Below are 14,029 nucleotides of genomic sequence, written 5' to 3' on the forward strand. Positions count from 1 at the left end.
ATTTATATCATAATTTGTAACGGTTGAGAACGCAAAAGAGAAAAATTTAATCAGTATTTAAAATTGACGCAACGTTTAGTGACCTGCGACATCCCTTTTGGTGAAAAATATCCATGTAATTGCCATGAAGATAACATAATAAACAACAAGGACTATGATCGAGAATGTTAATGTCATACCTTCTATGAATGGCGTGCCTGTTGTATATTGTGTTAGATCAGTATTTGCAAATAAAATATATTTTGACCACGCCTTATCAGCGAAAAAGCCCGCAATCGATGTTCCCGCGAACATGAGAAATATTGCAGTTCCAATAGCTAGAGCGCTTTGACGGAATATAGCTGAAATCATTAGAGCAAAGGTAGCCATCATTAATAACGTTATAAGTTTTAACCCGTATGCAGATACAATCTGTGAGATAACGGAAACCTGTTCGAATGAACCATCTTGACTTGCAACTGTTTGTGGATTAAAACTATTTATGCCAAAGAATATAACACCGACGATAAACGTTAATAGTAATGTAAATAGTAATGTCCAAAACGCAAATAACAATACAGAGACATATTTAGCCAATAGAACTTTTGTACGAGAAATAGGACGAATGAGTAACAGCTTAATCGTGCCCCATTTAAACTCATTAGCAATAATTCCTGCTGCAACAATTATGGTGAATAATGTTACAAGTGATGACAAGTATTGATTTTCTAAAACAAACTGCCATCCATCAAAGTTTGCTGGCATGATGTCGTTTTCTAGATAGAAATTATTTTTCTCAATCTCAGTTGCTATAAAACTATTTGCTGTTTCCATCCCTGGCGCATCTTCCTGCATATTCTTCATATCTTCTTTAAACTGTTCATTTTCTTTCTGCAGTTCTTGACGCCACGTATCTTCTTCGTATTGATTAGTAACATGGTCTTCAAAGAAGTTAGACATAATACCAAGACCAATGATAATGACCGCCAAAATAATATACATGGACCAAGTGGATTTTCTAATATATGTTTTTATTTGTTCATTTTTAACGAGTTGAAAAAAATTACTCAATTGTGTTCTCTCCAATCAAATCAAAGAATTTATCTTCTAGTGTAGTTTTTGATACTTCAACTTGGTAGATAGCTAGCTGGTTATCAACGAGTGTTTGAATATATGTTGGAATGTTCTTTTTATCGCCTGAAAAGGTTATGACATCGCCAACAATCTTCCCATCGATTTCATGATGTGTTTGTAATAATTCGAGTGCTTTGGCTAATGGTTCTACCTCGATTTGTATTTGATGGACTTGGTTTTCTGCTGATGTATCATGGAGAAGTTGTGTTGAAATAAGTTCTCCGTTTTTAATTATTCCAATTCGATCGCACATTTGCTCAACTTCTGATAGTAAGTGACTGGAGATAATTACTGCTACATTTTCGGTTTCTGCAAGGTTACGAATGTATTTACGTATTTCTCGTATACCTGCAGGATCTAGTCCATTAGTTGGTTCATCAAGAATTAGTATCGATGGTTTATGTAATAACGCTTGGGCAATTCCTAAACGCTGACGCATCCCAAGCGAATACTTTCCAGCTCTTTCTTTAATCGGTTTCTCTAAACCTACTAATTTAACTACTTCACGAATTCGTTCGTTTGTTATTCCTGGGATCATACGAGCGTAATGTTTGAGATTTTGCCATCCACTCATGAATGGATACATCTCTGGATTTTCAACGATTGCTCCGACCTCACGAATAGCTGCTTTATGATTTGTTCGAATACTGTTTCCAAGGATCCGAATATCGCCTTCCGAAATGTTCATTAAGCCCACCATCATTCGGATTGTTGTCGTTTTACCGGCACCATTCGGACCAATGAAGCCGAAAACCTCTCCTCTATTAATCGTAAATGAAAGGCCTTTTATGATGTCTTTTTTTCCTATAGTTTTTTTGACATCTGTTAGTTGCATTGCTGGTTGTGTCATTATATAATGACCTCCTTTTCCCTCTGTCTGACTGTATTACGGACTTCGAATTAAAAATGTTTCAGTTTTTAATAGAAAACTACGCCTATCGCCAAGCTTTAATGGCGAAAGCCTTAGTGGCCCTTATACTGATACCCATAAAACGTATACTTTCCTATCAGTATAAAAAAACGCCACCTTTCTGTGCGAGAAAGGTGGCGTTCGCTTGTGTTGAACGTATTAGTTGTTTTGTTTTGCTTCTTTTATTTTCGACTTGCGGTAGCCGCCAGCCGCATCTGCTTGCTTGAAATCTTTCGTGTACAATACTTCCTGCGCATCGGAAAGCTGTTTGTTTTTTGTTGGTTGATATTGAGCTTTTGGCATCTTTATCGACCCTTTCTTCAAGTAAAAAATTTGCTTGAATAAAACGTTTCCCGCTATACATAACTTAAAACGTAAAATCTAGATAATTAGACTATTTATTCGTGGAAAAGTGATCCATTCGCGATTTAAAACCGTATACTATGTAGAAGCGTCCTTTTTAATAGGTGCTTCACATCTCTCCGAATAGGGTAATTATGATATGATAGCCCTATATATCTTTTCAAAAGGAGAATGTTATGCGAGAACAAGATGTTGAACTATTCAATCGAGCACAAGCACAAGATGAACATGCGCTCGAGCTACTATATGATCGCTATGAAAAACTATTGTTTTCATTCTCGTTTCGTATGACCAAGAATAAGTTTCTTTCAGAAGAAATTGTACAGGATGTTTTTACGAAAATATGGTCAAAACAACGAAACTTTGATGAATCAAAAGGGAAATTTTCATCTTGGTTATTAACTGTAACGCGTAATGCTACAATTGATATGCTAAGAAAGAAGCAGGAAACGCCCTACGAACTGGACGAGAGAGATGCACTTCATGATGCGAATCCTTCAACAGAGGACCAAATTGAATGGAAGGAAAAAAGTGAGGAAATTCGTGAGGCAGTAAAACAATTAACTGATGAACAACAAGAGATAATAGAGATGTTTTATTTTAAAGGAATGTCACAATCGAAAATAGCGAAAGCATGTGATATACCACTAGGCACAGTGAAAGGGAGAGTGAGGCTCGCATTGAAACATTTACGCGGCTTACTGTCACCTACGAATGAAAGGGGGGTTCAGGATGATGTCTAAAACATGTGATTTGTTACTAGATTATTTCAACAATCAACTGACAAAAGAACAGGAAGAAGAATTTGAATCACATCTGTTAGAATGTTCGGAGTGTCAAGAAGAACTAGCAGAACTACAGCAGTTAACAGAAGACCTTCCGTATAGCAGTGAAGCTATTGACCCACCTAGTGGTATGAAGGAACGTGTACTATCTTCTATAATTAACGGAACAGATGAAACAATAGAAGAACCTGAACAACAAAAAGAAAGAGATAATGTAACGTCAATTGAAGATTATAATGAACCAAAAGCAACTAAGAAAAAAGGATGGTATAAGCCACTGATTGCAGCAGTTTTAACTTTATCCTTAGTTGGTAATGGAGCAGCATTAGTGTATATAACGGATCAACCTGAAGAAAAAGCATCACCACCAACAACGGAGGATAACTCACTTGATGCCATCCAAAAGATGCTTTCATTAAGTCCTTCTGAAGGAGTAAGCGCACAAGCAACTGCAATGATGATTGAACAAAATGATAAAACCAATCTAGTAGTGCAGGCAAGTGATTTACCACCTCTAGAAGGCGAAGAAGCATATCAAGTCTGGGTACTTGAGGATGGAAAACCATATCGAGCAGGAACTTTTGTTTCAAATAATGAAGGAGCAGGTGCTGTATCGTATATTATGAACTACGAAGGTGATCATAATTTCGATACCATCGCTATTACAAAAGAACCAACTGCTAATAGTCAAACTCCACAAGGTGAGATTATATTAAGTTCACCTTTATCATAATTGAGTTCTATGCGATCAATTAACTCGTTTTAATGATCAGTATAACGGACGACAGCATTCCAATTCTACATTGTAATTGGTGTGCTGTTTTTTGATATTTAGAATTTACAATTACTGTCCAGATTTGAAAAATACGGTCCGAATTTATAAAATACGATCCAAATTTTAAATTTACGATCCGCCTACCTATTATAATAGTTATTAGATAATACTTTTTTATAAAAAATAACAAAGATATAAAACAGTGTCATGTAGGCGTTCAGGAGTATAAATCAGCTAAAATAACTAGATTTTTTAAAAGTTTTTTAGATAAAAGTGATCCAAACCCAATTCATCTTCGTTAGCTAAGTAGAAACAAAATAATTAATAAAACACAAAAAGGAGTTGTTTTTTAAGATGAATTGGAAAAAAGCATTAGTCGTAGCACCAATGAGTGCAGCATTATTATTTTCGGCGAACGGAGGATTAGTAAACGCAGCAGAAACAACGGAGGCGCCAACAGTGAGTAATGCAGCTGTTGATCTAAGAGCGACACTCGGATCGTTGTTATCTGAGCACGCTAATCTAGCAATTATTACGATGCGTAAAGGTATCGAAGGAGCGGAAGACTTCGAAGCAGCAGCAGCGCAGTTGAGCGAAAACACACAATTGTTATCAGACGCAATTGCTTCAGTGTACGGTGAAGAAGCAGGAAAAGCATTTAAAGACATGTGGAGTGCACATATTGGATACTTTGTTGATTATGTAAAAGGAACTGCAAATGAAGATGAGGAAGCGAAGCAAGCAGCATTAGAAGAGTTGTCTCAATACCGTCAAGATTTCTCAGCATTTCTTGATAAAGCAACTGAAGGACGTGTAGAAGCTGATGCATTAGCTGAAGGTTTACAAACTCACGTTAATCAATTAATTGGAGCATTTGAATCATATGTAGCTGGTGACTATGCAAAAGCATTTAGTCAACAAGCAGAAGCTAGAGCACATATGTATATGACAGCGAAGGGTCTATCTAGTGCAATCGTAGCGCAATTCCCTGAGAAATTTAATAACGAAATGGCTGTTACACCAGCAGCAGATCTTCGTCTAACGTTAAACAACCTACTTTCAGGTCACGTTGCATTTGCTGTAACTGCAATGCAAAATGGTAGCGAAGGTGAAGAATCAGCTGAAATCTTTAAAGCAAATGCGGCACAGCTAGCAACAAACACGGATAAACTTGCAGGAGCAATTGAATCGGTTTATGGTGCAGAAGCAGCAGCTAAATTTAAAGAAATGTGGAGTAACCATATTGGATACTTTGTTGATTATGTAAAAGCAACTGCTGCAGGAGATGAAGAAGCGAAGCAAGCAGCTCTTGATGAGTTAGCTCAATATCGCCAAGACTTCTCAGCATTTATGGAAACTGCAACTAATGGAGAAATTACTGCAGACGCGGTATCTCAATCATTACAAATGCACGTTGATCAATTAGTAGCTGCATTCGATGCTTATGTAGCAGGTAACTACGAAGAAGCGTATAACCAGTTCCACGAAGGTTACATGCATGCAAATGATATTTCAAAAGCACTTTCTGGCGCTATCGTAGCACAATTCCCAGATAAGTTTGCTTCTGATATGCCTACTGATATGCCAAAGACTGGTTTCGAACCAGCAGCTAACAATGACATGATGATGCTTTGGTTATTAGGCGCAAGTGCAATTGCTCTAGCAGCATTTGTAGCAATCCGTAAATACCAGGCAACTGAAGAAAAATAATAGATTATAAAGGCAGGGGGTCAGTGCGATGCGGACATTGCTAAGTATTCTCTTACTATCCATTTTAGTTGGCTGTGGTCAGATGCAAAGCACTGACTCCAGCCAATCTAATCAAGATAGTAACGAAGAAAAAACAACTGAAGAACAACCAGTTGAAAAGAAAGAAACAGAAACCAAAAATATGTCTTCTACCAAAAGTACAAGTGAAGATATGCAAATTTATCAGGACGCCTTTGGCGATCCAGTTGAGGAAATAGTTCCTGCCACCATTACAATCGAAAGCATTGGTGTAAAAGCAGATGTAGAAAAAGTTGGATTATTAGATAATGGTAAGATGGGAAATCCAAAAGATTATCGTAATGCTGCATGGTATGAAAAGGGACCGAAACCTGGTGAGCAAGGTAGTGCAGTAATCTCTGGTCACGTAAACGATCCAAAAGGCCACGGCGTATTTTGGGACCTAGAAGATCTAGAGGTTGGGGAAGAAGTAAAGGTTTCTGATAAGAACGGCAAAACGTTAGTGTTTGAAGTAGTAGATAAAAAAGCCTTTGAACTTGGTGAAGCACCAGTTGAACAAATATTTGGATATACACCAAGAAGAATGCTAAATTTAATTACTTGTGCCGGTGATTATATAGATGATCTTGGCACACATAACAAACGTCTCGTCGTTTATACCGAATTGAAAATGGAAAAATAATAGAATCTAATCAGAGCTGACCTATCACAAAAGCGTGGTAGGTCAGCTTTGTTTTTTAAGAGATTGATGTTTTTGACATAAAAATGGAATACTGGAGGCTTTTATCCTACGTGAAAATCGCGGCGCAGACCGCCTGATGCGGACACAGAATCCGTTATTTTTACTTTTCGAACATGTTTTTGGGGTTATGAGGACAGAGGATTCCTTATTTAATGAGAAATAGCAATTTCAACGTGTTTTTAACTAAATAAAGGATCCTGTGTCCACGAACAGTCACATATGGGTCAATTTTGTACGAATAAAGGATCTGGTGTCCGCTAATCACAATTCTTCCGGTATTATGCCCTTGCCTAAAAAAGTCGAGGCGTTACCAAGCGGCAAAGAAGACACTACGAAAACGTGTAAACAATAAAATGAAAAAAAGGACTCAACTTAGAAGATTCCTAAGCAATAAACATCTGTTTGAATAGTCAAAAATATCTTTATCGTTCATGATACAACAGGTATACTGAATATACATAATACAAAAATAGGGGTGAAGAAAGTGCGTGAGGTTTTAATAATAGATGGGTATAGAACTGCTATTGGAAAGCGTAATGGGGCATTTTCAAATTTTCGTCCAGATGAACTTGCAGCAAATCTATTACAGGAATTAGTAAATCGTTCAGGTGTACGAAAAGAAGATGTAGAGGACGTTATTTTAGGCTGTGTTACACAGGTCGGTGAGCAAGGCGGTAACATAGCAAGGACTGCTGCATTAATTGCAGGATTTCCAGTAGATGTACCGGGAGTAACCATTGACCGTCAGTGCGGTTCGAGTCAACAAGCGGTTCATTTCGGTGCACAGGCTATTGCATCTGGAGATATGGACATTGTCATTGCAGGTGGTGTAGAAAGTATGTCACGTGAACCGATGATGTCAAACATGAAGAATGTTAAACCTAGCAAACTTCTAACCGATTCATATGAAATAGTAAATCAAGGAATTTCCGCAGAAAAAATTGCTGATAGATGGGGATTTTCACGAGAAGAACTAGATACGTTCGCATTAGAAAGTCATCGAAAAGCATTACATGCGATTCAACAAGGAAATTTTGAAAATGAAATTGTTCCTGTTGAAGTGATGAATGAGGATGGTAGCAAGGTTTGGATGAAAAAAGATGAAGGTCCTCGTAAAGGATCAACACTTGATACTTTAGCCGGTCTGAAGTCTGTTTTTCAGGAAAATGGAAAAATAACAGCTGGAAATGCTAGTCAAATGAGTGATGGGGCATCTGCAGTGATATTGATGTCACGAGAAAAGGCTGAAGAACTTGGCCTCACACCCAAAGCACGGATTGTTGCCAGAACGGTAGTTGGATCAGATCCTACACTTATGCTGACCGGACCAATTGCTGCGACAAAAAAGGTATTAGAAAAAGCAAAACTTACACTTCATGATATGGATCGCTACGAGGTAAACGAGGCATTTGCGTCCGTTCCATTAGCCTGGCTAAGCGACTTAGATGCTAATCCAGAAAAATTAAATGTAAATGGTGGTGCAATTGCACTTGGGCATCCATTAGGTGCCACTGGAACCAAATTACTTGTTACGCTAGTAAATGAGTTGGAACGGATTAATGGAAAATACGGTCTCCTAGCAATTTGTGAAGGTATGGGAATGGCAAATGCAACCATTATTGAACGACTATAAGGTGGGGATGGTTTGATGGAATGTAAAAATCTATGTGCGATAGTAACAGGTGGCGCGTCTGGTTTAGGAGAGGCATGTGTTAGAAGAATCGTAGAGTCCGGCGGAAAGGTTGCGATTTTTGATCTGAACCGAGAGCGTGCCGAATCACTAATCAACGAAATTGGATCGAACCAAATTTTGTTTAAAAAGACTGATGTAACCTCAGAGCAAGAAGTAGAACTAAACGTAGCAGAGGTGGTAAATACGTTTGGCAAAATAAATGGGTTAATTAACTGTGCTGGAGTTGCGACACCAGGCAAAGTACTAGGTAAAAAAGGTGTAATGGAGCTTGGAGCTTTTGAAAAAGTCATCAGGATTAACCTCTTAGGAACGTTTAACGTTATTCGTATTGCTTCGTCGTTCATGCAGAATAATGAACCGAATAAAGCAGGGGAACGGGGCGTCATTATTAATACGGCATCTGTTGCTGCATTTGAAGGACAAATCGGGCAAGCCGCATATAGCGCATCAAAAGGTGGAGTAGCAAGTATGACATTACCACTTGCTAGAGAGTTTGCTAGATATGGGATTCGGGTTATGGCCATTGCACCAGGGCTCTTTGAAACGCCGATGTTTGATACCTTACCAGAAGCTGCTAAGCAAGGTCTAGGTGCCAGGGTGCCTTTTCCCAATCGATTAGGTAAACCATCTGAATTTGCAAAACTAGTTGAAAGCATTATGACTAATTCGATGTTAAATGGGGAAGTAATCCGTATTGATGGCTCCATACGAATGCAACCAAAATAAGGAGTGTTATGATGCGAAAATATCGATTCGAGACGGATGATCATGAAATGTTTCGAGATGCACTTAAGAAATTTTTGGAAAAAGAAGTAACGCCATACTACGAGCAATGGGAACAAGATCGAATAATACCGCGGGAGTTCTGGAACAAGATGGGTGATATGGGATTTCTGTGTCCACATGTTGAGGAGCAATTTGGAGGATTGGGATTAGATTTCACTTATTCTGTTATTCTATTAGAAGAGTTGGAAAAAGTAGGTACAAGTCTAACTGGAATTGGATTACATAATGATATTGTGGTACCGTACATTGAATCATATGGCACGATGAAACAAAAGGAGCGTTTTCTGCCCGGGTGTGTGACCGGGGAACATATTACAGCTGTTGCAATGACCGAGCCAGGGGCTGGTTCTGATCTTGCAAATATACAAACTACTGCAATTCGAAAAGGCGATCACTATATTGTAAACGGCCAAAAAACATTTATTACCAATGGAATCCACGCTGATGTAGTATTAGCTGTGGTTAAAACCGATCCGAACGCAGAACCTAAACACAAAGGAATCAGTTTAGTAATCATTGAAGAAGGGATGAAAGGATTTTTCCGTGGTCAAAAATTAAATAAAGTTGGCATGCATGCTCAGGATACAGCCGAACTCTTTTTTGATGATTGCATCGTACCCATTGAAAATCTAATTGGTGAAGAGGGGAAGGGCTTCCGTTATTTAATGGATAAATTACAGCAAGAGCGTCTAGTAGTTGCAATTGCTGGCCAAACTGCTTCAGAAGATATGCTCGACATGACGGTGAATTACGTGAAAACACGCCATGCTTTTGGCAAGCCAATTAGTGCTTTTCAAAACACACAGTTTCAACTAGCTGAAATGTCAACTAAAGTAGAGTTAGGCAAAACATTCCTTGAATCACTCATAGAAGATCATGTAGCTGGAAAAGATATTGTAACAAAGGTTTCGATGGCAAAATATTGGTTAACGGAAACAGCAAAGGAGATTTCAGCGACTTGTATGCAGCTTCATGGAGGCTACGGTTACATGGAAGATTATAAGATTGCAAGAAGGTATCGTGACACGCCTGTTGCAGCCATTTACGCTGGTTCAAATGAGATTATGAAATCAATTATTGCTAAAAATATGGGGCTGTAATTAGAGGAACTATGCATTCGCTTATAGCAAATGCTGAAGTATTTCTCTATGGTCTACCATTTTTTTGACGTTATAACAAAAAAAGGAGTACGCTAATGAATCAAACGAAAATAGACATAAAAATTAGGGAAAGCTTTTGGTTCATTCCGGCAGTTTACGGTGTAATATCTATCTTGTTGGTTATTCTTATTACGATAACGGATGGCTGGTTAATTTCAAGTTATAAAAATGAACTACCGAAAATATTGCTCACAACAAACAAAGTTGCAATTGATTTATATGCATCACTTGTAACAGGTATATTAACTATGACCACAATCAGCTTTTCTGTAATCATGGTAGTGTTGACTACATATTCGACGCAATTTTCACCGCGTACCTTGCAGGATTTCATGAGAAGTCAAACAACCCAACACGTTTTAGGAGTCTATTGTCTAGGTTTTATCTTTGCTCTTGGCCATTTGTTAACTGCTGGAAAAGAGTCTTCAGTCATTGGACCGATTTTCATGGTGATTGTTGCTATGATAACGCTTGCTTTTTTTGTATATTTCATTCATCACTCAGCAAGATGGATTCAAGTGAATAATTTGATTGGCAAAATACGTAATGATGCAACACAAGTAATCAGAAACACGTATAGCCAGAAGGAATATTCCGGTTTTGAAAAATGGGACGAAGAAGAACTTACGAAAATAAGGTCTAATAACAGACGAGTAATAAAAGCCTATGCTTCTGGATATATTCAAAAAGTGGAATGGGAAGAGCTTGTCAAGCAGGCAACAAATCAGGGATGTATGCTGCATGTCCATGTCCAAATTGGTGACTTTGTAACGAAGGATTTGCCAATTATGAGTGTAATTGAAACGGAAGAATGTGAGGATAATTATGCATTTAAACAGTTTCTTATTATAGGAAACGAACGTACAGATCTTCAGGATGTAGAGTTTATGTTGCAAAAACTTGTAGAGATTGCTTTGCGTGCCATATCACCAGCAATTAATGACCCGCATACGGCGATCAATTGTCTCAATCGGATTGGCGCACTACTTAGTGAGATTGGGGAAGTATATGCCGAGAATAAATATTTAGTAGATAAAGATAAACAATTACGGGTTATTTGTGAGCCGAAAGTATTTGATGAATATTTGTATAAATCTTTCTATCAAATCCGTCATTATGGGAAAGAGGATGTTTCCATACTTTATGCGATGATTGAGGTATTGTATAAGATTGCCGTTGTGAGCAGGAGCCCTATAAAGAAAAAGGTTTGGAAGTTTCACTATTATATCATGGATGTTATTGTTTGGGATAATTTATCTGAATTGGACCGTATACATTTGAATAAAATGTATAAAGATTTCGAAGCATTATGTTCACCAGAATAATCGGTGTGTGAATTTTGTCGAAGCGTGTTTGGAATGTGATATGATAGGAACAAAGGGGTGACTTATCATGTTACGCTACATAATTCTATTTCTTTTATATATACATGTTACATTACTAGTTGCCTGTAATGAGGATATATACGAAGCAACGGACAACCCAACGGATCAAACGATTATTCAAGATAAGCAAATTGATACGAAATTTTTAACTATCAAAACACACGAAATCTCGCTCTCTGCTATTGGAGATTTATTAATACATGAAACAGTTTATCAGGATGCATTTAATGGTACACAATATAACTTCAATCCGATGCTTGATAAGGTAAAACCTTTTTTGCAAAGACCTACCATTTCGATGGCTAATCAAGAAACAATGATAGGTGGTGTCGCGCTAGGATTATCGACTTATCCTGCATTCAACACGCCACAGCAAATGGGTGACGCATTGAAGGAGGCTGGGATAGATCTCGTCACAATCGCGAATAATCATACGTTAGATCGTGGAGAAGTCGCCATCCAGAACGCTATTTCTTATTGGGAAAAAATCGGTATGATGTATACTGGCGCATATAAAAGTCAAGAGGACCAGCAAGATATTCGTGTTATGAAAACGGATGAAAATATAGATGTTGCTTTCCTTGCCTATACGTACGGAACGAATGGAATTCCAGTCCCGGAAGGAAAAGAATATCTAGTTAATTTGATTGATCGAGAAAAAATAGCCTCTGATATTAAAAAAGCAAAGAAACAATCTGATGTTATTGTCTTAAGCCTCCACTTTGGAAATGAGTATGAGCGTATGCCTTCTGAAGAGCAAAAGGATCTTGTGCAATTTGTGGCAGACCTAGGGGTACAGGTTGTAATAGGACATCATCCGCACGTTTTACAACCTGTAGACTATGTTGAAGGAAAGAATGGAAATAAAACGTTTGTTGCGTATTCACTTGGAAATTTTTTATCGGGACAGGATGAGTTTTACCGTCGAATAGGTGGGATGCTCAACATAACAATTCGAAAAACGGTTGTAGAAAATGAAGGAACAAAGATTGATGTGATAAACCCAAAATTTCTTCCTACCTTTGTAAATTATACGGATGAAACGAATTTTGAGGTAGTACCAATGTTTCAACTAACAACGAAACAACTTCCGAATGCAAACAAACATTACAACGAAATGAAGACACACCTGTCTCAATGGGTGCCAGAACTAGAGTTTATTGAGAAATAAAAAGATAGATAACGAGGGAGTTCAATAAATGGAGTGGAAAAATATTTATCGAGGCATGCTAATGGGGGCAAGCGATGTAATCCCCGGTGTCAGCGGTGGCACAATCGCGGTATTATTAGGAATTTATGACCGATTAATTGAAGCGATTAATGGAATCTTCAGTAAGGATTGGAAAAAACATTTCGGCTTTCTAATACCACTAGGAATCGGTGTTGGTGCTGCAATTCTTTTATTGAGTCGATTAATTGAGTGGTTGTTTGAGCATTATCCAGGCCCAACTCAATTTTTCTTTCTAGGATTAATAATTGGTATCTTGCCATATCTATTTCATGAAGCGGATGCTAAACGGACCTTTGAAGGAAAGCATTATCTATTACTAATTATCGGTGCTATAATCGTTGGTTCAATGGCATTCATTCGAACTGGAGAACCTAGTGTTATTGAAAACTATACAATGACCACGTATATCGTATTATTTTTTTCTGGTATGTTGGCAAGCAGTGCAATGATTTTACCAGGTATTAGCGGTTCATTTATGCTTTTACTCATTGGTATATATCCAACAATTATTAGTGCTATTAGTAATCTGCAACTAGATGTTATCGCTGTGACTGGAGTTGGTATCATTATTGGTATTCTTGTAATGAGTAAAATCATTCACTTTTTTCTACACAATTATCGATATGCAACCTTCGCGCTTATTATTGGATTAGTTATCGGTTCCATTTTTGTTGTATATCCGGGATTTCCTTTAACTTCTTCTCTGCTTATCCTTAGTGTCGTGACTTTTGCGATAGGATTATTTGTTGCTTATGTACTTGGTCGATTTGAGTATAAGCAGTAAATAAGACAAGTTGATCAAAAATCGATACAATTAGGACAGATACAATGAAGGAGTGATTTTAATGGAACAACTAAATACAGAAGATAAGTTTTACGAAGTTATCCAGAGTGAAAAACCTGTTATTGTAAAGTTTTTTGCTGACTGGTGTCCAGACTGCAAGCGTATGGACATGTTTATCGGTGACGTGATGGATGAATTTTCGGGTCATGATTGGTATCAACTAAACAGTGATGAAGTTAAAGGTCTAGCAGAGAAATATGAGGTTATGGGGATTCCGAGCATTTTACTTTTCCAAAACGGTGAAAAGATTGCGCATCAACATAGTGCATATACAAAATCACCAGAATCAGTAAGCGAATTTTTACATGAAAAGTTGGATTAATACGAGAGATTGGGACATAACTAGTCCTATCAATTTAAATAACGAACAATGATCTATAATAGCTCCGGAAATATACGTAGACTCCTGCGGGAGGAATGGCATCGGTGAGACCCCGGAGTGCGTCTAGTAAGGAAGGCCGACTAAAACCGTCCTTTGCGGACAACGTCGGCATACCCCTTGCCGGGGCAAGGA

Annotated in this window: 14 protein-coding genes; 11 read left to right on the forward strand and 3 right to left on the reverse strand. The window is 37.8% G+C overall.

All coding sequences use genetic code 11. The annotated features are described in order from the left end of the window. Positions 1–75 precede the first annotated feature (75 nt). From ACY9Z2_RS15720 to ACY9Z2_RS15730, 3 genes are all read right to left on the reverse strand, one after another. A complete protein-coding gene (locus ACY9Z2_RS15720) occupies positions 76–1,050 on the reverse strand; it encodes an ABC transporter permease (protein ID WP_463610609.1) in 975 nt (324 codons plus the stop codon). Next, positions 1,043–1,963 carry an ABC transporter ATP-binding protein gene (locus tag ACY9Z2_RS15725; protein ID WP_463610610.1) on the reverse strand — a complete coding sequence of 307 codons (921 nt, stop codon included), beginning with the start codon at positions 1,961–1,963 and terminating at the stop codon, positions 1,043–1,045. The genes ACY9Z2_RS15720 and ACY9Z2_RS15725 overlap by 8 nt, the downstream gene beginning before the upstream one ends. A 219-nt stretch (positions 1,964–2,182) precedes the next feature. Continuing rightward, complete coding sequence (locus ACY9Z2_RS15730) at positions 2,183–2,326, reverse strand: YfhE family protein (protein WP_463610611.1); 144 nt, start codon at positions 2,324–2,326, stop codon at positions 2,183–2,185. A 236-nt stretch (positions 2,327–2,562) separates the two neighbouring features. Here ACY9Z2_RS15730 and ACY9Z2_RS15735 point away from each other — a divergent pair, with 236 nt between their 5' ends. The 11 genes from ACY9Z2_RS15735 (at position 2,563) to ACY9Z2_RS15785 (ending at position 13,837) form a co-directional block, all read left to right on the forward strand. Then, positions 2,563–3,129, forward strand: coding sequence for an RNA polymerase sigma factor (locus ACY9Z2_RS15735; protein WP_463610612.1), 567 nt, complete (start codon positions 2,563–2,565; stop codon positions 3,127–3,129). Next, the gene (locus ACY9Z2_RS15740) at positions 3,122–3,904 is read left to right on the forward strand and encodes an anti-sigma factor (protein WP_463610613.1); all 783 of its coding nucleotides are present in this window, start codon (positions 3,122–3,124) and stop codon (positions 3,902–3,904) included. Before ACY9Z2_RS15735 ends, ACY9Z2_RS15740 begins: the two co-directional genes overlap by 8 nt. A 396-nt stretch (positions 3,905–4,300) precedes the next feature. After that, positions 4,301–5,656: a copper amine oxidase gene (locus ACY9Z2_RS15745; protein ID WP_463610614.1), complete on the forward strand. Its 1,356-nt coding sequence runs from the start codon at positions 4,301–4,303 to the stop codon at positions 5,654–5,656. Between the two features lie 28 nt (positions 5,657–5,684). Beyond that, entirely contained in the window at positions 5,685–6,356 is a 672-nt protein-coding gene (locus ACY9Z2_RS15750) for a class F sortase (protein WP_463610615.1), read from the forward strand. Positions 6,357–6,900: 544 nt separating this feature from the next. Next, the gene (locus ACY9Z2_RS15755) at positions 6,901–8,049 is read left to right on the forward strand and encodes a thiolase family protein (protein ID WP_463610616.1); all 1,149 of its coding nucleotides are present in this window, start codon (positions 6,901–6,903) and stop codon (positions 8,047–8,049) included. A 15-nt stretch (positions 8,050–8,064) separates the two neighbouring features. After that, positions 8,065–8,835: an SDR family NAD(P)-dependent oxidoreductase gene (locus ACY9Z2_RS15760; protein ID WP_463610617.1), complete on the forward strand. Its 771-nt coding sequence runs from the start codon at positions 8,065–8,067 to the stop codon at positions 8,833–8,835. 11 nt (positions 8,836–8,846) lie between these two features. After that, the gene (locus tag ACY9Z2_RS15765) at positions 8,847–9,995 is read left to right on the forward strand and encodes an acyl-CoA dehydrogenase family protein (protein WP_463610618.1); all 1,149 of its coding nucleotides are present in this window, start codon (positions 8,847–8,849) and stop codon (positions 9,993–9,995) included. 95 nt (positions 9,996–10,090) lie between these two features. Continuing rightward, positions 10,091–11,380 (forward strand): DUF2254 domain-containing protein, encoded by a 1,290-nt coding sequence (locus ACY9Z2_RS15770; protein ID WP_463610619.1) that lies wholly within the window; start codon positions 10,091–10,093, stop codon positions 11,378–11,380. A gap of 67 nt (positions 11,381–11,447) precedes the next feature. Beyond that, on the forward strand, positions 11,448–12,611 hold the full coding sequence (locus ACY9Z2_RS15775) for a CapA family protein (RefSeq protein ID WP_463610620.1): 1,164 nt from the start codon (positions 11,448–11,450) through the stop codon (positions 12,609–12,611). A gap of 28 nt (positions 12,612–12,639) precedes the next feature. After that, a complete protein-coding gene (locus tag ACY9Z2_RS15780) occupies positions 12,640–13,455 on the forward strand; it encodes a DUF368 domain-containing protein (RefSeq protein ID WP_463610621.1) in 816 nt (271 codons plus the stop codon). A 61-nt stretch (positions 13,456–13,516) separates the two neighbouring features. Beyond that, complete coding sequence (locus tag ACY9Z2_RS15785; RefSeq protein WP_463610622.1) at positions 13,517–13,837, forward strand: thioredoxin family protein; 321 nt, start codon at positions 13,517–13,519, stop codon at positions 13,835–13,837. Positions 13,838–14,029 lie beyond the last annotated feature (192 nt).

The organism is Virgibacillus sp. GM2-2 (genome assembly GCF_055329585.1).

Excerpts from the sequence above, each read along its gene's own strand:
- ACY9Z2_RS15725 (WP_463610610.1), bottom strand. The coding sequence starts at position 1,963 with ATGACACAACCAGCAATGCAACTAACAGATGTCAAAAAAACTATAGGA.
- ACY9Z2_RS15730 (WP_463610611.1), bottom strand. The coding sequence starts at position 2,326 with ATGCCAAAAGCTCAATATCAACCAACAAAAAACAAACAGCTTTCCGAT.
- ACY9Z2_RS15735 (WP_463610612.1), top strand. The coding sequence starts at position 2,563 with ATGCGAGAACAAGATGTTGAACTATTCAATCGAGCACAAGCACAAGAT.
- ACY9Z2_RS15740 (WP_463610613.1), top strand. The coding sequence starts at position 3,122 with ATGTCTAAAACATGTGATTTGTTACTAGATTATTTCAACAATCAACTG.
- ACY9Z2_RS15745 (WP_463610614.1), top strand. The coding sequence starts at position 4,301 with ATGAATTGGAAAAAAGCATTAGTCGTAGCACCAATGAGTGCAGCATTA.
- ACY9Z2_RS15750 (WP_463610615.1), top strand. The coding sequence starts at position 5,685 with ATGCGGACATTGCTAAGTATTCTCTTACTATCCATTTTAGTTGGCTGT.
- ACY9Z2_RS15760 (WP_463610617.1), top strand. The coding sequence starts at position 8,065 with ATGGAATGTAAAAATCTATGTGCGATAGTAACAGGTGGCGCGTCTGGT.
- ACY9Z2_RS15765 (WP_463610618.1), top strand. The coding sequence starts at position 8,847 with ATGCGAAAATATCGATTCGAGACGGATGATCATGAAATGTTTCGAGAT.
- ACY9Z2_RS15770 (WP_463610619.1), top strand. The coding sequence starts at position 10,091 with ATGAATCAAACGAAAATAGACATAAAAATTAGGGAAAGCTTTTGGTTC.
- ACY9Z2_RS15775 (WP_463610620.1), top strand. The coding sequence starts at position 11,448 with ATGTTACGCTACATAATTCTATTTCTTTTATATATACATGTTACATTA.
- ACY9Z2_RS15780 (WP_463610621.1), top strand. The coding sequence starts at position 12,640 with ATGGAGTGGAAAAATATTTATCGAGGCATGCTAATGGGGGCAAGCGAT.
- ACY9Z2_RS15785 (WP_463610622.1), top strand. The coding sequence starts at position 13,517 with ATGGAACAACTAAATACAGAAGATAAGTTTTACGAAGTTATCCAGAGT.